The 21407-nt window shown below is 58.0% G+C and carries 14 protein-coding genes; 7 read left to right on the top strand and 7 right to left on the bottom strand.

Going from position 1 to position 21407, the window contains the following annotated elements:
• Positions 1-231: 231 nt before the first annotated feature.
• Positions 232-372, bottom strand: coding sequence for a hypothetical protein (locus tag GQF00_RS05490; protein WP_161318157.1), 141 nt, complete (start codon positions 370-372; stop codon positions 232-234).
• A gap of 328 nt (positions 373-700) precedes the next feature.
• Here GQF00_RS05490 and GQF00_RS05485 point away from each other — a divergent pair, with 328 nt between their 5' ends.
• Positions 701-2122 carry an MBL fold metallo-hydrolase RNA specificity domain-containing protein gene (locus tag GQF00_RS05485; RefSeq protein ID WP_161318156.1) on the top strand — a complete coding sequence of 474 codons (1422 nt, stop codon included), beginning with the start codon at positions 701-703 and terminating at the stop codon, positions 2120-2122.
• A gap of 429 nt (positions 2123-2551) precedes the next feature.
• Here the strand turns inward: GQF00_RS05485 and GQF00_RS05480 are convergent, their stop codons facing one another.
• Both GQF00_RS05480 and GQF00_RS05475 read right to left on the bottom strand, forming a co-directional pair.
• Positions 2552-3982 (bottom strand): aldehyde dehydrogenase family protein, encoded by a 1431-nt coding sequence (locus tag GQF00_RS05480; protein WP_161318155.1) that lies wholly within the window; start codon positions 3980-3982, stop codon positions 2552-2554.
• A 130-nt stretch (positions 3983-4112) separates the two neighbouring features.
• Positions 4113-5753: an acetolactate synthase large subunit gene (locus GQF00_RS05475; RefSeq protein ID WP_161318154.1), complete on the bottom strand. Its 1641-nt coding sequence runs from the start codon at positions 5751-5753 to the stop codon at positions 4113-4115.
• Positions 5754-6046: 293 nt separating this feature from the next.
• On the opposite strand from GQF00_RS05475, the gene GQF00_RS05470 reads away from it, so the two are divergent.
• The gene (locus GQF00_RS05470) at positions 6047-7753 is read left to right on the top strand and encodes an amidohydrolase (RefSeq protein WP_202560395.1); all 1707 of its coding nucleotides are present in this window, start codon (positions 6047-6049) and stop codon (positions 7751-7753) included.
• 69 nt (positions 7754-7822) lie between these two features.
• On the opposite strand, the gene GQF00_RS05465 is transcribed toward GQF00_RS05470, so the two are convergent.
• The 3 genes from GQF00_RS05465 to GQF00_RS05455 form a co-directional block, all read right to left on the bottom strand.
• The gene (locus GQF00_RS05465) at positions 7823-8047 is read right to left on the bottom strand and encodes a hypothetical protein (RefSeq protein ID WP_161318153.1); all 225 of its coding nucleotides are present in this window, start codon (positions 8045-8047) and stop codon (positions 7823-7825) included.
• A gap of 510 nt (positions 8048-8557) precedes the next feature.
• Positions 8558-9850 carry a ribonucleotide-diphosphate reductase subunit beta gene (locus tag GQF00_RS05460; protein ID WP_161318152.1) on the bottom strand — a complete coding sequence of 431 codons (1293 nt, stop codon included), beginning with the start codon at positions 9848-9850 and terminating at the stop codon, positions 8558-8560.
• A gap of 192 nt (positions 9851-10042) precedes the next feature.
• Positions 10043-12928 (bottom strand): ribonucleoside-diphosphate reductase subunit alpha, encoded by a 2886-nt coding sequence (locus GQF00_RS05455; protein ID WP_161318151.1) that lies wholly within the window; start codon positions 12926-12928, stop codon positions 10043-10045.
• 621 nt (positions 12929-13549) lie between these two features.
• Here GQF00_RS05455 and GQF00_RS05450 point away from each other — a divergent pair.
• From GQF00_RS05450 to GQF00_RS05430, 5 genes are all read left to right on the top strand, one after another.
• A complete protein-coding gene (locus tag GQF00_RS05450; RefSeq protein WP_161318150.1) occupies positions 13550-14272 on the top strand; it encodes a response regulator in 723 nt (240 codons plus the stop codon).
• Between the two features lie 31 nt (positions 14273-14303).
• The gene (locus tag GQF00_RS05445; RefSeq protein WP_161318149.1) at positions 14304-15920 is read left to right on the top strand and encodes an ATP-binding protein; all 1617 of its coding nucleotides are present in this window, start codon (positions 14304-14306) and stop codon (positions 15918-15920) included.
• A 316-nt stretch (positions 15921-16236) separates the two neighbouring features.
• Positions 16237-17715 carry a glycerol kinase GlpK gene (glpK, locus tag GQF00_RS05440; protein ID WP_202560394.1) on the top strand — a complete coding sequence of 493 codons (1479 nt, stop codon included), beginning with the start codon at positions 16237-16239 and terminating at the stop codon, positions 17713-17715.
• Between the two features lie 205 nt (positions 17716-17920).
• A complete protein-coding gene (locus tag GQF00_RS05435) occupies positions 17921-19024 on the top strand; it encodes a diguanylate cyclase (RefSeq protein WP_161318148.1) in 1104 nt (367 codons plus the stop codon).
• A complete protein-coding gene (locus tag GQF00_RS05430; RefSeq protein ID WP_161318147.1) occupies positions 19021-20124 on the top strand; it encodes a GGDEF domain-containing protein in 1104 nt (367 codons plus the stop codon). Before GQF00_RS05435 ends, GQF00_RS05430 begins: the two co-directional genes overlap by 4 nt.
• Before the next feature lie 148 nt (positions 20125-20272).
• Here the strand turns inward: GQF00_RS05430 and GQF00_RS05425 are convergent, their stop codons facing one another.
• Entirely contained in the window at positions 20273-21328 is a 1056-nt protein-coding gene (locus tag GQF00_RS05425; protein WP_161318146.1) for an ABC transporter ATP-binding protein, read from the bottom strand.
• Between the last annotated feature and the right edge of the window lie 79 nt (positions 21329-21407).

Raw genomic sequence — 21407 nt, 5'->3', positions numbered from 1 at the left:
TGGCATTCAGTATGCGCTTTTTTCCATTATTGAGCGGTTGCGATTCTCTGTAGGGACAGTGCTGTCGCAGCGAAAACGGATGGACGCTTCGCTTGGAGAGCACGTAGTGAGCGAATTACCTCTCCCGCTGAGGGGCATGGAAACGCAGGTACGCGGTTCCATGTCATTGAATTTCCACTTCAGGAGCTGTGGTGGCACAGCAAAGATGCCAGAAATACGCGATGTGCCTGCCTAATGATGCTCTGGATGGCCAGGGCGCTCAGCGTGTATCGGTACCGGAGCGGGGTGGCGTGTTTCCAGATAGTGGTTGTAGCGGTTGCCGCCCAGCAAGGTGGCCAGCGCGTTCAGCATCTCGTTCATGGTGATGATCATTGCCTGTCCTCCATCCTATGGTCTATTGAGATTAAGCTGCTGGCTTTTGGAGGCGCCATGCCTTGGGGATAGACGTGATGCTGAAACGGATGAGGGGCTGTGCCGGAGAGCGAGTGGTGGTCCATAAAGGATAGCCGGCAATGATGGAGAGGACCGTTTTGCTCCCGGGATTAGAGTGAGGGCACGGCGACGCGCAGCGGAATTGTCGGGAGTGGCAGAGAAGTGGCAAAAGCATTGATCTGAACGCAGTCATGCTCGCAGATTTGCGTTATAAGAAAGTTGGGTTTTCGTTTTCGATGCTCTGAAATCTGCAACTGCAGGGATGACTATGGAACAGAACAATGGCGGAGGATTGACCATCACCTCGCATGGGGCGGCGAGAGAGGTGACAGGTTCCTGTCACCGTGTAGAAGTACACGGCAAGCAATTGCTGCTGGATTGCGGCATGCATCAGGGCGGTGATGCGGTAAAGCGTCTGCAGGACGAAAAGTTTGATTTTACGCCCCGTCAAATAGATGCGGTGGTGCTTTCCCACGCGCATTTGGATCACTGTGGCTTGTTGCCGCTACTGGCGGCGGAGGGCTTTGTCGGGCCGATCTATTGCACCGGGCCGACCCTTAACTTGTTGGCCATCATGCTGGAAGATGCCGCCAACCTGTATCAGCGCGATCTGGAACACAGCAACCTGCGGCGCAAGCGTGCGGGCAGGGCCGCCCTCAAACCACGCTACACCTTTGAGCATGTGCGCCAGGTGCTTGAGCAATGCCAACCCCTGGAGTATCACCAGAGTGAAGCGGTTTTTTCTGGTGTGCTTCTCCGCTTTCTTGATGCCGGGCACATTCTGGGATCTGCCATCGTCGAGCTGACCATCGCCGGTGAGCCCGATCGCATTCTGGTGTTCTCCGGTGACCTGGGTGCCAGTGAACGGGTGTTGATGCGTTCTCCGGAGGTTCCGGAAAAAGCGGATCTTGCATTAATGGAAAGCACCTACGGTGACCGGGATCACCGTAGCCAGGAAGACACCATGACCGAGCTTGAGGACATCATTGCAGAGGCCAGCAATGATGGCGTAATCATGATGCCGGCCTTTGCTGTGGGGCGTACCCAGGAATTGTTGTTTCATCTGGGCTGTCTGTATCACCGCGGCTTGCTGGAAGGCTGGCATGTATTTCTGGATAGCCCCATGGCGCTGGAAGTGACGGGGCTGTATGACCAATGGCTGGATGCACTGGACGAACAGGACCAGAGAGTGATGGCCCACTTTGGCGCCCGCACCCTGAAAGATTTTTTGCCGGCGTTGACACCAACCCCCTCGGTGGAAGAGTCCATGCAGATCAACCGCATTGAGAGGGGCGCGATCATCATTGCCGGTAGTGGCATGTGTAATGGTGGCCGCATCCGCCATCACCTCAAGCACCGTCTATGGCAACAACGTAATCATCTTGTCTTTACGGGTTATCAGGCTCGGGGCACGTTGGGCAGGCGCCTGATTGATGGTGCTACCCATATCCGCATGTTTGGCCAGCGCTATGTGGTAAAGGCCCAGCTACACACGCTGGGTGGTTTTTCGGCCCATGCGGGCAGGCATGAACTGCTGAGTTGGGCAAAAAGCCTGGGTGGAGAACCGCAATTCAGGTTGGTGCATGGTGAGGCGGCGGCGCTGGACAGTCTGGCGGAAGGGCTGGGTGACATGGGCAAGCGGGTGACGGTGGCGTCACTCGGGGAAGGCTTTCACCCTGTGTTTTCCTGACTCGGTATTGCGATGCATATGGAGTTGCCGTGCTGGGCGGGGTGGGGCTTTTCCTGCTTGGCATGTGGTTGATTACCGAGGGACTGAACGTCGCAGCGGGAGCATCCCTGGAGCACTTGCTTCCCGGTGGGCACGCCGCCGGTTGCGGGGGGTGCTGTCGAGTACCTTGCTGGCTGCTTTGGCTGCTGCGCAGAACTCGGTGTGCAACTCAAGCGTCGCTCTTGCGTAGGGCGATCTGCACCTTTGGTTGTGAACGATAGACTCTGGTTCGAAGGGGAATCGCTTGCAGGCAAGCCCCCACAAGGCAATACCAGAGGCTGGCTTGTCTGCATGTAGTATCCCGTACAAATAAAAGCGGGCCCGTTTCCTTGCGAAAAGGGGCCCGCACTCCCTGGTCCGGAGGGAGCTAACTGCTTGACTGAATAAATCTTACTGGGGGGTGCGGATCACCAGCAGGCGCTCTTCTGTCATGTCATTAATGGCCCAGCGGATGCCTTCGCGGCCGAGACCGGAATCCTTGACGCCACCATAGGGCATGTTGTCCACGCGCCAGCTCGGCACATCGCCGATCACCACGCCGCCTACTTCCAGCACGTCCCAGGCTTTCTGGGCCTTGTACAGATCGCGGGTAAAGATTCCGGCCTGAAGACCGAACTTGGATTGGTTTATTGACTCAAGGGCCGCATCAAAATCGCTGAAGCGGCTGATCACCGCCACCGGGCCAAAGGCTTCTTCTTCCACAATGTTGGTGCCTGCGGGCGCATCTTCCAGCAGGGTAGCCTCCAGCATGGCGCCTTCACGTTTACCACCCACCAGCAGGCCTGCGCCTGCGTCTATCGCTTCGTTGATCCAGTTTTCCAGGCGGGTGGCTTCGCCTTCAGAAATCACCGGGCCGATAAAGGTATCTTCGTCTTTGGGATCGCCCATCTTCAGAGACGCGGTTTTTTCTACCAGCTTCGCTTTCAGCTCATCGTAGATCGCATCGTGGATCATGATGCGCTGCACGCCGATGCAACTCTGGCCGGACTGATAGAACGCACCGAACACGATGCGCTCGACCGCATCGTTCAGGTCTGCGTCTTCATCCACCACCACGGCAGCGTTGCCGCCCAGTTCCAGAATAACGGGCTTCTTGCCGGCGCGGGCTTTCAGGTCCCAACCCACATCCGGGCTGCCGGTGAAACTCAGCAGCTTGAAGCGCTCGTCAGTAGTAAACAGATCGGCCCCGTCGCGGTGGCAGGGCAGAATGGAAAACGCCCCTTTAGGCAGGTTGGTTTCTGCCAGCACTTCACCAATGATGATGGCACCGATGGGAGTACGGCTGGCCGGCTTGAGCACGAAGGGGCAACCGGCGGCGATGGCCGGTGCCACTTTGTGGGCGGCCAGATTCAGCGGGAAGTTGAACGGAGAAATAAAGGAGCAGGGACCAATCGGTACCCGCTTGACCATGCCACGGTAGCCTTTGGCGCGGGCGGAGATTTCCAGGTTCAGCACTTCGCCTTCAATACGCACCGCTTCTTCGGCGGCCACACGGAAGGTGTCGATCAGACGGGTGACTTCTCCGCGGGCATCTTTGATAGGCTTGCCGGCTTCCACGCACAGGGCTTCCGCCAGCTCGTCGAAACGTTCCTGAAAGCGCTTTACGCAGTGATAGAGAATCTCCTGACGCTCGTAAGGTGCCAATGCGGCCATGGCGGCGCTGGCCTTGTCGGCGGCATCAATGGCCTTGTCGATGGTGGCGGCATCAGCCATCGCGACACGGGTAGCCACTTCACCACTGTACTTGTCGGTTACATCCAGATCCTGGTTGGCGAACACCGCCTCATTGGCCAGGTAGAAGGGGTAAGCGTCTTTTAGCATGTTGGTTCCTTGATGGCGTGGTTGGGCCAATGAGGTTTTTGGCTATCTTTTTAAAGCGTCGGACGTCAGACGTCCGACGCTACAATCAAAACCCGAACGGCGAGGCTGCTTGTCACCGTTCGGCTTGGGCTCACAGCTTCGAGCTAAGATCCCGAATTTCCTGATTGAGAATGCGGTTGTTGTCGCGGTAGTCCACCGGGCAGTCAATGACATGGACGCCGCCAGCCTGATAGCACTCTTCGATCAGTGGGGCGAGGCCGGCGGTGGACTCCACCAGATGGCCATTGGCGCCGTAGGAGCGAGCGTAGTCCACGAAGTTCGGGTTGTTGAAATCCAGTCCGAAGTCCTGGAAATCCATGTCGCTCTGTTTCCACTTGATCATGCCGTAGCCGTCATCACGCAGAATCAGGACCACAATATCCAGGTTCAGGCGCACAGCGGTTTCCAGCTCCTGGCTGTTCATCATGAAGCCGCCGTCACCGGCAATGGCCATGACACGACGGTCCGGGTAAACCATCTTCGCGGCCATACCGGAAGGCAGGCCGGCACCCATGGTGGCCAGGGCGTTGTCCAGCAACACGGTGTTGGGTTTGGTGGCCGGGTAATTGCGGGCAAACCAGATTTTGTACATCCCGTTGTCCAGGGCAAGGATGCCGTCTTCCGGCATGACCTTGCGGATCTCGTCCACCAGACGCTGCGGGCGAATCGGGAAGCTGTCATCCACGATGCCTTCGCGGATATGGGTCTGCAGAGCATCACGAATACGGTGAAAATCGGAGAAGCTCCAGTGTTCCTGGGGCTCGAGACGCTCCTTGAGTTGCCACAGGCTGTTGGCAATATCGCCGATTACTTCAATCTGCGGGAAATAAACTGGATCGACCTGGGCTGAGTTGAAGTTGATATGAACCACTTCGGCGCCACCGGGGCGCATGAAGAACGGGGGTTTTTCCACCACGTCGTGGCCCACATTGATGATCAGGTCTGCCTGGTCGATGGCCCGGTGAACAAAATCCCCGGAGGACAATGCAGTGTTACCCAGGAAATGTGCACCGGTTTCGTCGACGACCCCTTTGCCCATCTGTGTGGTGATCACAGGAATGCCCAGCTTTTCCACAAACTGGCGCAGCATCTTGCTGGTCAGCTTGCGGTTGGCACCGGCTCCGGCCAGCAGCAACGGCTTGCGCGCGCCCTGGATGGCTTCGATGGCCTTGCAGATGGCCTTGTCTTCGGCAATTGGGCGTCGGGTCATGCTTGGCTCTGTCACCGGCATGGTGGAATGCTCGCGAGCGATATCTTCCGGCAGTTCCAGATGGGCGGCACCGGGACGCTCTTCCTGAGCCAGGCGGAACGCTTCGCGAATACGGGTGGGGATGGAATCACCACTCACCACCTGCTTGGTGAACTTGGTCAATGGTCGCATCATGTCGACAACGTCGATGATCTGGAATTGGCCCTGCTTGCTGCTCTTGATGGGCTTCTGGCCGGTGATCATCACCATTGGCATGGCGCCTAGCTGGGCATAGGCGGCGGCGGTCACAAAGTTGGTGGCACCGGGGCCCAGTGTGGACATGCAAACCCCGGCCTTGCCGGTCAGTCGACCATAGGTGGAAGCCATAAAGCCGGCGGCTTGTTCGTGACGGGTAATCACCAGTTTGATCTTGGAGCCGCGCAGGGACTCCAGAAGGTCCAGGTTTTCTTCACCGGGAATGGCGAAGACGTGCTCTACGCCTTCGGCTTCCAGGGCTCGGACGAACAAATCTGATGCTTTCATGGGGTTGTGTCTCCGGTTGTTACCTGTCGAATGTCGCTCTGCAACAGGCGTCCACACGATGTGGGATTCAAAATTCAACGCGGTTAATGCAAGGGTTGTGCCTGCTTTTCACTGTATTAGTGCAGGAAAAGCGCCTCAATATAGTGCCCTATATACATTCCGGGCTTCACTATAGCGCGAGAAAGGGGCAGGAGGGCGTAGGGAATGGTGATCTGTTTTATTAACAAATGTGATCATGGCCCATTGCCGGAAAAAGATCGTCGGTGCACAGTCTGCGCCAGAGGAGAGAAATAATGAAAATCTGGCTTGGCATTCTGACAGCGTTGATTCTTGTGGTAACGGCCGCCCTGGCGGGGTTGCATCGTTGGTTCAACCCTCCTTCTCCGGCCGCGCAGCTATTTTACAACGGCACTATTCTGACCATGAACGAGGCGATGCCACAGGCTTCTGCCATGCTGGTCAAGCGCGGAGAGATCATCGCGCTGGGGGATGCGGATACGCTTCGCGGCGAAGTAAGCCGTGATGTGATTGCCGTGGATCTGCAGGGTGGCACCCTGATGCCGGGCTTTATCGAGGCCCACGGGCATTTCCCCGGTGAGGGCCTGTCGGCCATCGCCGTGGACGCCAACAGCCCTCCCATTGGTGACCTTTACAGCATTGATACCTTGCTGGAGCGGTTGAAATTGCTGGCCCAGCGCCGCCCTGAGGGCACCTTGCTGGCCTATGGGTTTGATGACACCACCGTGGGGGAGCAGCGGTTTCCTACCCGGGAGGAGCTGGATTCCGTCAGTGATACCCGCCCGGTTCTGGTGATGCATATTTCCGGTCATCTCGCGGTAATCAACAGTGCCGGGCTGTCGGCCATGGGTATACGTGAAGGCATTGAAGATCCGGCGGGCGGCTATTATGGCCGTGATGAAGACGGGCGCCTCAACGGCCTGCTGGCCGAGACCGCCTTTAATGCGGTTCGCTCCCGAGTCTTGAATCTGCCGATGATGGATGGCTTGCGGGTGATGCGCCGGGCGTCCCACCTTTATCTTTCCCGGGGTATCACCTTTGCACAGAACGGCTTGGCTGATGAAGGTTCCATTCGCGCTCTGGGGCCGGTGCTGCGTTATGGGCTGTTGCCGCTGCGTCTCAGCGTCTGGCCGGATGCCAAGTCCCAGCAACGGCTCACGGCAGGTGATTTGACTCTGCCGCCCGGGCCGCGCAGTTACTCCGGGCCGGTGAAACTGGTCAGTGATGGTTCCCTGCAAGGCTATACCGGTTTTCTCAGTAAGCCTTATCACTCCCTGCCGGAGAGTTACCCGGAGGAATACCTGGGCTTTCCGACCCTGTCGGCCAAGGCATTGAACGAACAGGTGGTGCGGTTTCATTGCCAGGATATTCAGGTGGCTATCCATGCCAATGGGGACGCGGCCATTACGTTGAGCCTGGATGCCATTGCCGCCGCTCGTGCGCAATGTCCGGCGATCCAGCAACGACCTGTGCTGATCCACGCGCAGATGGCTACCCGCGAGCAATTGCAGCGCATGGCGGAGCTGCAGGTGATTCCCTCCTTCTTCAATACCCATGTGTATTACTGGGGGGATCGCCACAGGGATATTTTCCTCGGCCCTGAACGTGCCGAGCGTATTTCTCCGCTGGCTGAAGCCGAGCAGGCGGGTTTACCTTTTACCCTGCATGCGGATTCCCCGGTGGTGCCCTTCTATCCGCTGCAACTGGTCTGGAATGCGGTGTACCGGCAAACTGCCAGCGGCCAGCTGCTTGGCCCTGAGCAGGCGGTGTCGGTAGAGCGGGCATTGCGGGCGGTAACGGTGGATGCAGCAAGGCAGCTGGGGGTTCAAGAGGAAGTCGGGCAATTGCGACCAGGACTGCGTGCTGATCTGGTCTGGCTCGACCGGGATCCCCGTGAATCCATCGCCGACTGGAAGGCTATCCAGGTGCGGGGGGTCTGGGTCGATGGTGTTCGTCGCTTTCCTGACGGGATGACAGAATAGCGACGAGCGGGGGAGGGGGCCAACGATGCGGCCCCTGTGGCAGGGGCGCCGGTCAGGCGCCGCTGTGGATCAGTGCCAGGTGCCTTCCAGGTTCTCGCACTGTTCCAGAAACTCTTCGGCACTCATTTCGATGGTGTCGTGATCCAGGTGAGAGGCCACCTGTTCTTTTAGCTGTCCAACCACCTTGGACATCACGGTCAGGGTTTCTTCCACCTGCTCGATGGTTTCCAACAGATCCTCGGCTTCTTGCAGGTACTCGTCCCTCAGGTACTCGTCTTTCTCGTAGTCGCTCATGCGAAGCCTCCTGATGTGTTATTGAACCTGCAACTTCCAGGCTCGCTTCCATGTTGCCAACGATACCGGCGTAAAACAAACGGGAAATCGCCATATTTGGTTAAAGTTTGAGCGCTTGTGATGGATGGTCGGGCGCTTTTCGCGAACGGTTCAAAACCGCGGGCCAGCGGGCTGAAGCAGGGCGATGCACTCGCCCTATCGCGTGCAGGCACGCTTCCACAGGGCTCACCCTTCGGGCTTTACGTCCTCTGCTGTGGTGGGGTTTTCGAAGGCTGGTATCGTGCCGCCAGCGATGCTCTTACGGCGAGTTTCGCGCCTGAAGTAGTGCTCCTGCTAAGGGGTGATGAGGTTCAAGAGAGCATAACTTTCCCCATGTTTTTCCTCAGTGAACTCAGTGTCCTCTGTGGTAAAAACGCCTTTACGGTTTGGGGGTTTTTAGCGTGTTCCGTGAAGCATGATGCGTAAAACATAAAAGGGCGCCGAAGCGCCCTTTGTTTTCTCTGTCTTTTCTTAATCCCAGCTCAGCGCACCGCCGACCTGGTATTCGGTGACCCGGGTTTCGAAGAAGTTCTTCTCTTTGCGCAGGTCCATGATTTCGCTCATCCACGGGAAGGGGTTGTTCACGCCTTTAAACTGCTCCGGCAGGCCCAGCTGGGCGAGGCGGCGGTTGGCGATGAACTGCAGGTACTCTTCCATCATGGCGGCGTTCATGCCGAGTACACCGCGGGGCATGGTGTCGCGGGCGTACTGGATTTCCAGTTCGGTGCCTTCCAGGATCATCTGGGTGGCCTTGTCGCGCATGGCCTGATCCCACAGGTGCGGGTTTTCCAGTTTGATCTGGTTGATCACGTCCACGCCGAAGTTCACGTGCATGGATTCGTCACGCAGGATGTACTGGAACTGCTCGGCTACGCCGGTCATCTTGTTGCGGCGACCCATGGACAGGATCTGGGTGAAGCCACAGTAGAAGAAGATGCCTTCGAGTACGCAGTAGAATGCGATCAGGTTTTCCAGCAGCGCCTTGTCGGTTTCCACGGTGCCGGTCTTGAACTCCGGGTCGGACAGGTCGCGGGTGTACTGGATGCCCCACTGTGCCTTCTTGGCCACGGCGGGAATCTCGCGGTACATGTTGAAGATCTCGCCTTCATCCATGCCCAACGATTCGATGCAGTACTGGTAGGCGTGGGTGTGGATCGCCTCTTCAAAGGACTGACGCAGGATGTACTGGCGGCATTCCGGGTTGGTGATCAGGCGGTAGATGGCCAGCACCAGGTTGTTGGCGACCAGTGAATCGGCGGTGGAGAAGAAGCCCAGGTTACGCTTGACGATACGGCGCTCGTCTTCGGTGAGGCCGTCAGCTTTTTTCCACAGCGCCAGGTCGGCGTTCATGTTTACTTCCTGGGGCATCCAGTGGTTGGCACAACCATCCAGATACTTCTGCCAGGCCCAGTCGTACTTGAACGGCACCAGCTGGTTGAGGTCGGCGCGGCAGTTGATCATGCGCTTGTCGTCAACTTCTACACGGCCGGCGGTGCCTTCCAGTTCGGCAACCCCTTCTGCCACGTCCATTTTGGCCACGGTGGCCTGGGCGCGTTCAACGGCGTCGCTTACTGCGTTGTCGGTTCGTCCTCGCAGCTCATCGCTTCCTGAATTTCCAGCATCCGCTGCACTTCCCGGTGCCGGTGCTTGAGGTGCAGATGCCGCTTGGTCAGAAACCGTCTCAGATTGCGACGGCGCTGCGGGTTTGGGTTGCGGCTTGGCGGCAGGCGTCTCTTGCGCATTGAATTCGTCCCAGCTCAGCATGTGTTCTCTCCATTCCATTCTTGCAAGGTGAGTGGTGTAGATCACCGTTTGCGTATTCTTTGGCCGGTCTGACGTCGGAGGTCTGACGTCGGACGCTTCTATTCTTCTGTCGTCAGACGTCCGACCTCAGACGTCCGACCCTTTTCCGGTAGCACAGGCCTTGGGTGTTCCCCAAGACCTGGCAGGCAGCCCTTATTGGCAGGCTTCGCAATCCGGATCATCGATGGAGCAGGCCTGGGGCACGTCTGCGGCCTGGGAAAATTCCGCTGCCGGTTCTTCCGCTTTGGAGGAAACGCGGTTCAGTTTGCCATCGGTGATGGTGGATTTTTCTGTCTGGGTGGCGCCAATGGCGCGCAGGTAATAAGTGGTCTTCAAACCCACCAGCCAGGCCATCTTGTAGGTCACGTCCAGCTTCTTGCCGTTGGCTTCCGCGATGTACAGGTTCAGGGACTGGGCCTGATCGATCCATTTCTGGCGGCGGCTGGCGGCTTCCACCATCCAGCGCGGCTCCACTTCAAAGGCGGTACGGAACTGCTCTTTGAGATCTGCCGGGATGCGCTCGATAGGCTGTACGGAACCGTCGTAGTACTTCAGGTCGTTGACCATGACGTTGTCCCACAGGCCGCGCTCTTTCAGCGCATGTACCAGATACGGGTTCACCACGGTGAATTCGCCGGACAGGTTCGATTTCACGTACAGGTTCTGATACGTGGGCTCAATGGACTGTGAAACCCCGGTGATATTGGCGATGGTGGCGGTGGGCGCAATCGCCATCACGTTGGAGTTACGCATGCCTTTCTTCGCCAGTTCACGCACGCTGTCCCAATCCAGAGTCTGGCTGCGGTCGACCTTGCAGTATTCTTCGCCCCGCTGCTTGACCAGAATGTCGATGGAATCGATGGGCAGGATGCCCTGGCTCCACAGGGAGCCTTCGAAGGTCTGGTAGGCTCCGCGCTCTTCCGCCAGCTTGGCCGAGGCCTGGATGGCGTAGTAGCTCACTGCTTCCATGGACGTGTCGGCAAAGGCGACGGCATCGGAAGAGGCATAGCTGATGCCCTGGCGGTACAGCGCATCCTGGAAGCCCATGATGCCAAGCCCAACCGGACGGTGCTTCATGTTGGAGTTTTCAGCCTGGGGCACGCTGTAGTAGTTGATGTCGATCACGTTATCCAGCATGCGCACGGCGGTGTTGATGGTGCGCTGCAGCTTGTCGGTGTCGAGACCGTTTTCGGTAACGTGCTGGGCCAGGTTCACGGAGCCCAGGTTGCACACCGCGATTTCATCCTTGTTGGTGTTCAGGGTGATCTCGGTGCACAGGTTGGAGGAGTGCACCACGCCCACGTGCTGCTGCGGGCTGCGCAGGTTGCACGGATCCTTGAAGGTGAACCATGGGTGGCCTGTTTCGAACAGCATGGAGAGCATCTTGCGCCACAGGTTGATGGCGGGGATGCGCTTGAACAGCTTCAGTTCGCCGGAACGGGTCTGCTCTTCATAGGCCAGGTAGGCTTTCTCGAAGGCTTCACCGTACAGGTCGTGAAGATCCGGGGTGTCGTTGGGGCTGAACAGGGTCCAGTCCTCTTCATTCAGTACACGCTTCATGAACAGGTCAGGAATCCAGTTGGCGCTGTTCATGTCGTGGGTACGACGACGGTCATCACCGGTGTTCTTGCGCAGCTCGAGGAATTCCTCGATGTCCATGTGCCAGGTTTCCAGGTAGGCGCAGACCGCGCCCTTGCGCTTGCCGCCCTGGTTTACGGCCACGGCGGTATCGTTGACCACTTTCAGGAAGGGAACGACACCCTGTGAGCGACCATTGGTGCCTTTGATGTAGGCGCCCAGTGCGCGTACCGGGGTCCAGTCGTTGCCCAGGCCGCCGGCAAACTTGGACAGCATGGCGTTGTCCTGGATGGCACCGTAGATGCCGTGCAGGTCATCGGGCACGGTGGTCAGGTAGCAGCTGGACAGCTGCGGACGCAGGGTGCCGGCGTTGAACAGGGTCGGGGTGGAGCTCATGTAGTCGAAGCTGGAGAGCAGGTTGTAGAACTCGATGGCGCGCTCTTCCTTGTTCTCCTCTTCGATGGCCAGCCCCATGGCCACACGCATGAAGAAGCACTGCGGCAGCTCGATGCGGGTGTCGTTGTGGTGAATGAAGTAGCGGTCGTACAGGGTCTGCAGGCCCAGGTAGGAGAACTGCAGGTCGCGCTCGCCTTTCATGGCAGCGCCCAGTTTCTCCAGATCGTATTCGCCCAGTTTCGGGCTCAGCAGTTCCAGTTCAATGCCCTGGGTAATGTAGGCGCGCAGGGCATCGCCATAAAGGGCGCTCATTTCTTCCTGGTTGGCACGCTCGGCCACGCCCAGGTACTGCAGGGCTTCGGCGCGGATTTTGTCCATCAGCAGGCGAGCGGTAACCAGCGAGTAGTTAGGCTCCACTTCGATGAGGGTGCGCGCGGTCATTACCATGGAGGTGTTGACGTCGTTGATGGACACGCCGTCGTACAGGTTCTTCACGGTTTCGGTGATGATCTTGTCGGCGTGGACGTCGTCCAGACCTTCACAGGCGGTGCGGATCAGGTGCTCCAGACGCCCCATGTCCAGCGGTGCCTTGCTGCCGTCTTCCATGGTCACGGACATTTCCACCTTGTGGGTGGGCTCCGGGAACTGGCTGGCGTGCTCGGCGCGCTTCTGGGCCTGGCGGTCGCGGTACAGCACGTAGTCACGGGCTACCTTGTGTTCGCCATTGCGCATCAGGGCGAGCTCGACCTGATCCTGGATTTCTTCAATATGAATGGTGCCGCCGGAGGGCATGCGGCGCTTGAAGGTGGCGCTGACCTGTTCGGTAAGACGGGCCACGGTTTCATGGATACGGGAAGAGGCTGCAGCAGTGCCGCCCTCTACCGCCAGAAACGCCTTGCTGATGGCAACGGTGATCTTGTCGTCATCGTAGCTTACAACCTTGCCGTTGCGCTTGATCACACGCAGTTGGCCGGGGGCCGTGTTGGCGATGTTCTGGTTTTCACCAGCGTCGTCGCCTGCTTTCCCGGCGGGGTTTTGTGGGTTCTGACTCATATCCGTTTGCATGGTGCCCTCTCCGTTGTGGTGCTGTTCTGTCTGTTTGTCTTTGTAGGGTGCGAGGCTGATATCAACCACGCAAAACGCCATGGCTGGAAACCATGGCGTGGAAAACTGTGTCCCTGATCGGGTATTTTGTCTGGCCCTGAAGGCGGACCACTATATCTTGTGTCTTATCCATGACGCGCTACCGTTCCCTGAGTGCCTTGGTGCCGCTAAATTGCTGATCGGCGGGCACTTTTTGCCATTGTTGTTAGTCTGGCGACTAGGGGGCGGCGGTTTAACAGAAACCCAACATATTGGGGTCGCCGCTGGGATTGAGTACAAGTTATAGTTGCTCTCGCCGTTTTGCAAGCACTTCGCCTGGGGAAATTTTGTGGATAACTTGTGGAGCAATGTGGGTGCAATTTGCCGGCCCCACTGCGGTGCGCGCCGTTACTAGATCTTGTGTTTGTCAACGGGGGAATTGCGCTGTGAACGTTGTTCGAACAGAAGTGCGACGTTTACAAGGTTGCCGTGGGCGGTGCGTATGCGTATAAACGTGCGATAGGGATACGTTTTTGACAGTGACCGGGTTGGTCCTGACAGGAAACGACAATAACGATACAAATCGATAAGGATAAGGACGGGATGACAACGGTGCAGGATAACCCGCCAGCCATCATGATCGTGGAAGATGACGAACGTCTTGCCGATCTTACCTGTGAATATCTTCAAGCCAATGGTCTTCATGTCACTGTCGTCAGCGATGGTGAGGAAGCGATTCGTCGTATTCGTGCTGAACAGCCAGACCTGGTGGTGCTGGATCTGATGTTGCCGGGTGCCGATGGCCTGACGGTATGCCGGGAAGTACGCAGTGCCTACAAGAATCCTATCCTGATGCTGACCGCGCGAACGGATGACATGGATCAGGTGCTCGGTCTGGAAATGGGCGCAGATGATTATGTGGCCAAACCGGTAAAGCCCCGGGTGCTGCTGGCTCGAATTCGTGCCTTGCTGCGTCGGGTGGAAACCGATAACGAGCGAGACAACTCGCCGGCGCGACTGGAATTTGGTGCACTGGTAATCGACAACTCGGCCCGCGAAGTGACCCTGGCAGGGGAGTCAGTGGACCTGACCAGCGCAGAATACGATCTGCTCTGGCTGCTGGCCTCCAACGCTGGCACGGTGCTGTCGCGGGAAACCATTTTCGAGAAGCTGCGAGGCATTCAGTACGATGGGCAGGATCGCTCCATCGACGTGAGGATTTCCCGCATCCGTCCCAAGGTGGGCGATGATCCGGAAAACCCGAAGCGTATCAAGACGGTGCGCTCCAAGGGCTATTTGTTCGTCAAGGAAATCGGCGCGGCCTGAGTTTTCGCCGCGTCGTGACGCTGGGTGACCTTTGAATAGTATTTTTCTGCGGCTCTATGGCGGGCTGTTGATGGCGTTGTGTTTTATCGGCGCCATCACTTATGCATCCGTCCAGCTGGTCAACCAATATCGCTCTGATATCTACCGGGAAGAAATGGCCCGGGGGACCTTCTACCTCATGGCAGAAGGATATCAGCGTTATGAGTCTGAAGAGCGTGACCGCTGGAGCAAGGTGCTGACCCAGTTGTTCGGTGCGCCGATCGGTCTTGAGGATGCGGAGACACTGAATCTGGGCTATCGGGAAGCGCTACACCTGAGCGAAGGCCTGGTGGTGATGCGGCTGAACGATGCTGAAGGGTTTGCCGACATTCTGTTTCAACTCCCCGGTGAAGATGCCTATATCGTCACCCGCATGACCAAGGTGTCCGAGCAGCAGGCCCGGGCTACGGCGGTACTGATCCTCAATCATCTGTCCCATTTTCCGGAAGAAGAATGGGAGGGGGCGCTGGCCAGTCTCAAGCAGTACTTTGGCTACGATCTCTCTATGGTAGACCGGGACGCGCTGGAGCTGGATGCGGAACAGGAGCAACGTCTCAATCGCCGCGAGGTGGTGATTGCCCTGGACGACAGCTCCGGCAGTGCTTCCAGCATCCGTATCTATGCCCCTGTGGCGCAGACCGGCAAGCTGCTGGTGATCGGCCCTCTCTCTCTGTTTGATCAGTTTCCCATTGAGCTACTGCTGGTGGCGGGGGTGCTCAGTCTGCTGGCGGTGGCGCTGGCTACCTATTTACAGGTGAGCCCGTTGCAGCGGCGCCTCAAGCAGCTGGACAGGGCGGTCAGTCAGCTGGGGTCTGGTGATTTGGGCGCGTATGCCAATATCGAGGGTAATGACGCCATCGGCCAGGTTGCAGCCACGTTTAACGGCATGACTGCGCACATTCGCCGTCTGATTGAGTCGCAGCGTGAAATGACACGGGCGGTGAGCCATGAACTGCGAACGCCGGTGGCGCGTCTGCGTTTTGGCCTGGAGATGTTGGCGGATATCGAGTCGGCGGAATTGCGCCGCGAAAAGCTCAATGCTCTTGATCATGATATCGAACAGCTCGATCAACTGATTGATGAAATTCTTACCTACGCCCGCCTTGAGCAGGGCACTCCCAATATCGAATTCAAGCCAGTGAACGTGACCGAGCTGTGCGATCAGCTCCGTGATGAGATGGAAACCATCCGCGGTGTGACCCGTATCTCGGTGGAAAGTGAGTCTCCGCTGCTGGAAGTGGAAGCCGAGGAGCGTTACCTGCACCGGGTGCTGCAAAATCTGGTGACCAACGCACTGCGTTATGCGTCCTCTTCGATAGTCATGCGTGTTCATGCTGATGCAGATCGTATCACTGTGAATGTGGATGATGATGGCCCAGGTATTCCCGAGCATGAGCGTGAGCGGGTATTCAAGCCCTTTGCCCGGCTGGACAAGAGCCGCCATCGCGCCAGCGGCGGCTACGGACTTGGGCTGTCCATCGTCAAGCGAATTGTGGACTGGCATGGTGGTGATATCTTCGTGGCTGAAAGCCCGGAAGGCGGTGCACGTTTCACCGTGACGCTGCCGGCAACCCAGCAGGGGCAGCATGTGCTGGGGCGGGTAAACTGAAGCTACGAGCTACGAGTTGAAAGTTGAAGGTTGAAAAGCGCGGGCGATGCTGCCTGTTTTGCACAGTGGAGCCCGCGCCCTTGGCGTTAATTGCGGGCTGTGGGTGGCAGAACACAGTGACCTGATCCGCGTTTCAATTTTGAACTTTAAACTTTCAACTCAACTTGCGTCAGGGACGCCCTGCGTCCGGCTTTGTCCATAAGATTGTCCGTTATGGTGTAATTTGCCGAAAGGCCTTCGGTTAAAATGCGCCCCCCGATAGCATCGGGATGTCTGTCTGATCCCCGTCAATACTGATAACAGGGTGAGCCGAATCATGTCATATATTCTTTCCATCGATCAGGGCACCACCAGTTCACGCGCCATTGTGTTTGACGGTGATGGTCGTGCGGTGGGGCAGGCCCAGAAAGAATTCGGTCAGCATTTTCCGCAGGATGGCTGGGTAGAGCATGATGCCAAGGAAATCTGGAACGATACCCTGACCCTGTGCCGCGAAGCCCTGCGCAATGCGCATATTGAAGCGCAGCAACTGGCGGCCATCGGCATTACCAATCAGCGGGAAACGACCGTGCTGTGGGATCGGGAAACCGGTGATCCGCTGGCGCGGGCGATTGTCTGGCAGGATCGCCGAACGGCGGCCACCTGCCAGACACTTCGCGAGGCTGGACACGAAGATAACGTGCAGGCAAAGACGGGCTTGCTGCTGGACCCCTATTTCTCTGCCACCAAGTTGGCCTGGTTACTCGACAACACCCCTGGCGCTCGCCAGCGTGCCGAGGCAGGTGAGCTGGCCTTCGGCACCATCGACAGTTGGCTGTTGTGGCAGCTGACCCGCGGCAAGGTGCATGCCACCGATGCCACCAACGCTTCGCGTACCCTGTTGTTCAACATCCATACCCAGCAGTGGGATGAAGAGCTGTTGGCCTTGTTCAATGTGCCGGCTGGCGTGCTGCCAGAGGTACGTGACAGCGCCGGTGATTTCGGCAAGACCTGCCCGGAGCTGCTGGGTGCAGCGGTACCGGTGTGTGGTATTGCCGGCGATCAGCAGGCGGCGCTGGTCGGGCAGGCCTGTTTTTCGCCGGGCATGGTGAAGAGCACCTACGGTACGGGTTGCTTCATGGTCATGAACACGGGCGAGGCGGTGATTTCCGAGAATCGTCTGTTGACTACGGTGGGCTATCGCCTCAATGGCAAGACAACCTATGCGCTGGAAGGCTCCATCTTTGTGGCAGGTGCGGCCATTCAGTGGTTGCGCGATGGCCTCAAACTGATTTCCGATGCCAGCGAAACCGAGGCGCTGGCTCGCCGTGCAGGTTCAGCTGGTGGCGTGTACCTGGTGCCGGCCTTCACCGGTTTGGGCGCGCCCTGGTGGGATCCCCATGCCCGCGGCGCCTTGCTGGGCCTGACCCGGGATACCGGTATTGCCGAAGTGGTGACCGCCGGGCTGGAAGCGGTGTGTTACCAGTCCCGTGACCTGCTTGATGCCATGGCCGCAGATTGCGGTACCCGACCGACCACCTTGCGAGTGGATGGCGGAATGGTGGTCAATAACTGGCTGAGCCAGACCCTCTCCGACGTACTGGGTGTGTGTGTGGACCGCCCGGTGGTCACCGAAACCACGGCGTTGGGTGCGGCCTATTTGGCAGGGCTTGGCTGTGGTCTGTATCCATCACTGGATGCTATTGCGGGCCAGTGGCGCTGCGAGCGTGAATTTACTCCGGCCCTTGAGGAAGAGGAGCGTCAGCGGCGCTATGCCGGCTGGCGGGATGCGGTCGCTCGGGTGCGCAAGGAATAGTCGGGCGGTTCGTTTTTTCATCAATAAATCAGACGCTTGCCAGGTCGTAGAGGCGGGTATTGGCGATGGGCGGTGTGTTTGGGTCGACAGTAAAACTGTGACGTAGTAGTCATTTAGTATTAGAATTGACTCAACAATAATACTAAATAGTCAACATGTGCGGCGGTTATGAGGGTGAGTGTGCCGCGCAAAACCAGGTACCCGAATGGATCAGTCTTTGTCCTTGCATGCGGCAACCCTGCAGTCACAACGTGTTCGCCGAGTGCTGTTTGCCATCGTCATGGGTGGGAGTGCGCATACCCTGCTCTGCTGGATTGCCTTGCAGCTGGATTTTTTCCGTGGCGGCGACTCCCTCTTCATTGCCCTGTTTTCCATTATCTGGACGGGGCATGCCGTGTTTGTGGCGTTCATGTTGCTGGGGCTGAACCGTCGTCTGGCGGAACCCGCCATGATTCTGCCGCTGATGGTCTGGTCTACCACCGGGTTGCTGGCCACCGCGGCAGTGGTAGACCAGGTGCGTCTGTGCGTCATGCTGATCTTTTTCGCCATCGTTCAGTTAGGTGTGCTGCAAGCGTCCTTGCGCCAGTTCATCTTCCTGGCCGTTTATTGTGTGCTGGGTTATGCCATAGTGCTGGGTGTGGTCTGGGTTTACTGGCCGGAAGTGGTGGATGTGCAGGGCGAATGGATTCAATGGGGGTTGTTTGCGGTCATGGTCATGGCGGTGGCATTGCTGGCCGCTGAGATCTCCACCATCCGTGCTTTGTTGGGCAAACGAAACAGCCAGCTGGCTGAGGTGGTCGAGCGTATTCATGATATGGCGGTCAAGGATGAGCTGACCGGTTTCTATCGTCGCCGCCATGCCATGGAATTGCTGGGCAAGGCCTGTGGCCAGGCCTCCCGCGGTGCCTTCACCCTGGGGGTCGTTTACGCCGACCTTGATTTCTTCAAGCGTATTAATGATCAGTATGGCCATGGTGTGGGAGATCTGGTGCTGCAACGCTTTGCGGAAGTGGTGACCCGTCATCTTGGTGGGCAGGACTTTGCTGCAAGGTTGGGCGGAGAAGAGTTCATGCTGGTGTTGCCGGTCAGTGATCAACAAGAGGCCATGCATCTGGTGGAAGGTATCTTGATGGGTATGCGCAGCCAGCGTTTTGCAGAAGCGCCGGACTTGAATGTCACCCTGTCTGCCGGGCTGGCCATGCTGGCTCCGGGGGAGACGCCGGCACAGATTATTCGCAGGGCGGATGAGGCCCTGTACCGCGCCAAGGATAGTGGCCGAGACAAACTGGTGGTGGAGCCCCAGCCATGAATAGCGAGCTGCGTCAGGCGGAACACCTGACGTTCAACGAAACCCGCTTGCTCAAGCGCCATGGCCGCTCCGCGGTGGCGATCATGGCCATGCATACCCTGTTGTGCATGGTCTACTACCGCATGGGTGAATTCCGTATTTCGCCGGAATGGGGCACTGTCCTGCTGGTTGGGGTTTGGGTCACCATGTCGGGTTACCTGTTGCTGTTGGGCAGTGGCCTGACCCTGCGTTTTCGTGAGCCATCACTGTCGTTGCCGCTGATCATTTATTGCATTGTGGTGTTTGCCGTCTCCGGGTATTACGTGGATGAATTCCGCCTCAGTGTGGTTACCCTGTTCTTTGCTATCTTGCTGCTGGTGTCCTTCAAGCTCAGTGGCAAGGTGATGGTCGGGGTGGCGATGCTTTCCAGCGCGGCTTACGCGATCATGCTGTGGTTGGCGCTGGATGATCGCTGGGTACAGTTGAGTTTTTCGGTAGAAGCGCTGCAATGGTTGGTCTTCACCATGATTTCCATCAGCTTCGCCATTACCGGTGGCAGCATCAATCGCCTGCGCAATGATCTTTCCGACAAGAACCGTGAACTGGCCAAGGGGCTTGAACAGGTAAGGGAAATGGCCATTCGCGATGACCTTACCGGCTTGTTTAATCGCCGCCATCTACTGGAAATTCTGGATCGGCAAAAAGCCCTGGCAGATCGCAAGCGGGTGCCGTTTTCCGTCTGCTATGTGGACCTGGATCATTTCAAGCAAATCAATGATCGCTTCGGCCATGAATGGGGTGACAGGGTGCTACGGCGCTTTTCCCAGGTGGTCTTAGCAGACATGCGCGACGGTGACTATTTCGGCCGGCTTGGTGGTGAGGAGTTTCTGCTGATCCTGCCGCAGAGTGACGAAGAGGGCGCTTTGCTGGTGGCGGAACGCCTGCGCAAGCGCTGGAGAGAGGAGCAATTTGTTCAGGAAGGCGGCCCGGTCTCGGTGAGCCTGTCCGTAGGCGTTGCCGCCTACCGGGACAAGGAATCCATCGATGATATTCTCAACCGCGCAGACCGGGGCCTCTACAAGGCCAAAAGTTCCGGCCGTAACCAGAGTCAGGTGGCTTGAAAAGCAATTAATAGTTAACAGTGAATAATTAATAGTTCGCGGGCGGGTGCTCGTGGGTTATGAAATCCAGAAGGCTGCGTCCAGACTTTGGGCGCAGCCTTCTGCGTTTGATAATGAAGGTCTTTAATCGCGAATTATTAACTATTAATTATTCATTATTAATTGCGAAGGACACCAGATGCTTGGTCCCCAATCTCACATGCAAGGTGTCGCCTTCCAGCACGTTGGTGTGGCTGTCGGTCTGGCAGAGCAGGGTTTCCGAGGCGCTGATGCGCAGGTGATAGAGGATGCTGGCGCCGGTGAACTGGCGGCGGGTAACGGGAAGTGCCAGGGGCGCGGTTTCATCGGCGACGATGTCTTCCGGGCGTAGCAGCACATCCACGGTACTGCCGGGCACCAGATTGTCCTGATGGCGGCCGGTGAGCTCCCCCAGGCTGGTGGTGACGCTGTGCCGGTCGGTGACTTCACCGCGCAGGAAGACACCGTAGCCGGCAAATTCCGCCACGAAACGGTTCGCCGGGGCATGGTAGATGCTGTAGGGCGTATCCCACTGTTCCAGCTTGCCGTCACGCATCACGCCCACCCGGTCCGCCAGGGCAAAGGCTTCTTCCTGATCGTGGGTAACCATCAGTGTGGTGACATTTTCTTCGCGCAGGATGTCGCCCAACTCGCGAGCCAGCTGGCGTCGCAGATCCAGGTCCAGGCTGGCGAAGGGCTCATCCAGCAGCAGCAGGGCAGGGCGCGGGGCCAGGGCGCGGGCAAGGGCCACACGCTGTTGCTGGCCGCCGGACAATTCATGGGGGTACCGCTGTTCCATGCCTTCCAGGCGAACCCGCCCCAGGCATTCGCTGACCCGGCGGGCGCGTTCGTCCGGAGCCAGCTTGCGTAGACCGAAGGCCACGTTGTCGGCTACGGTCAGGTGCGGGAACAGGGCATGTTCCTGAAACACCATGCCCAGGCCTCGCTGTTCCGGTGGCAGCTGCTCACTGGCAGAGGACACCAGTTTGTTCTGGATGCGAATGCTGCCAGCGGTGACGGGTTCCAGCCCGGCAATGGCACGCAGGGTGGTGGTCTTGCCGCAGCCGCTGGGGCCCAGCAGACAGGCAATTTCCCCCGCAGCCAGCGACAGACCCAGGTCTTTCACCACCGCCTGCTGATGGTAGCCGCAGGCCAGATTTTCGATACTGAGCAATGCGTCTTTCACGGTTGTGGGCTCCCGGTTTCACGCTGCATGCAACACGGGAAAATGTCCCCGTGATGCGTATTGCATGGTGCGTGAAGCA

The sequence above is a fragment of the Alcanivorax sp. DP30 genome (assembly GCF_009882945.1).
In the GTDB taxonomy this organism is placed as follows: domain Bacteria; phylum Pseudomonadota; class Gammaproteobacteria; order Pseudomonadales; family Alcanivoracaceae; genus Alcanivorax.
The sequence above is the reverse complement of the archived record's forward strand: the minus strand, read 5'-3'. Positions and strand labels throughout refer to the sequence as shown.

Coding starts and splice junctions, on each gene's coding strand:
- GQF00_RS05475 (WP_161318154.1), bottom strand. CDS start 5,753: ATGAAAGCATCAGATTTGTTCGTCCGAGCCCTGGAAGCCGAAGGCGTA.
- GQF00_RS05435 (WP_161318148.1), top strand. CDS start 17,921: ATGGATCAGTCTTTGTCCTTGCATGCGGCAACCCTGCAGTCACAACGT.
- glpK (WP_202560394.1), top strand. CDS start 16,237: ATGTCATATATTCTTTCCATCGATCAGGGCACCACCAGTTCACGCGCC.
- GQF00_RS05430 (WP_161318147.1), top strand. CDS start 19,021: ATGAATAGCGAGCTGCGTCAGGCGGAACACCTGACGTTCAACGAAACC.
- GQF00_RS05460 (WP_161318152.1), bottom strand. CDS start 9,850: ATGCTGAGCTGGGACGAATTCAATGCGCAAGAGACGCCTGCCGCCAAG.
- GQF00_RS05465 (WP_161318153.1), bottom strand. CDS start 8,047: ATGAGCGACTACGAGAAAGACGAGTACCTGAGGGACGAGTACCTGCAA.
- GQF00_RS05490 (WP_161318157.1), bottom strand. CDS start 372: ATGATCATCACCATGAACGAGATGCTGAACGCGCTGGCCACCTTGCTG.
- GQF00_RS05470 (WP_202560395.1), top strand. CDS start 6,047: ATGAAAATCTGGCTTGGCATTCTGACAGCGTTGATTCTTGTGGTAACG.
- GQF00_RS05485 (WP_161318156.1), top strand. CDS start 701: ATGGAACAGAACAATGGCGGAGGATTGACCATCACCTCGCATGGGGCG.
- GQF00_RS05450 (WP_161318150.1), top strand. CDS start 13,550: ATGACAACGGTGCAGGATAACCCGCCAGCCATCATGATCGTGGAAGAT.
- GQF00_RS05455 (WP_161318151.1), bottom strand. CDS start 12,928: ATGCAAACGGATATGAGTCAGAACCCACAAAACCCCGCCGGGAAAGCA.
- GQF00_RS05480 (WP_161318155.1), bottom strand. CDS start 3,982: ATGCTAAAAGACGCTTACCCCTTCTACCTGGCCAATGAGGCGGTGTTC.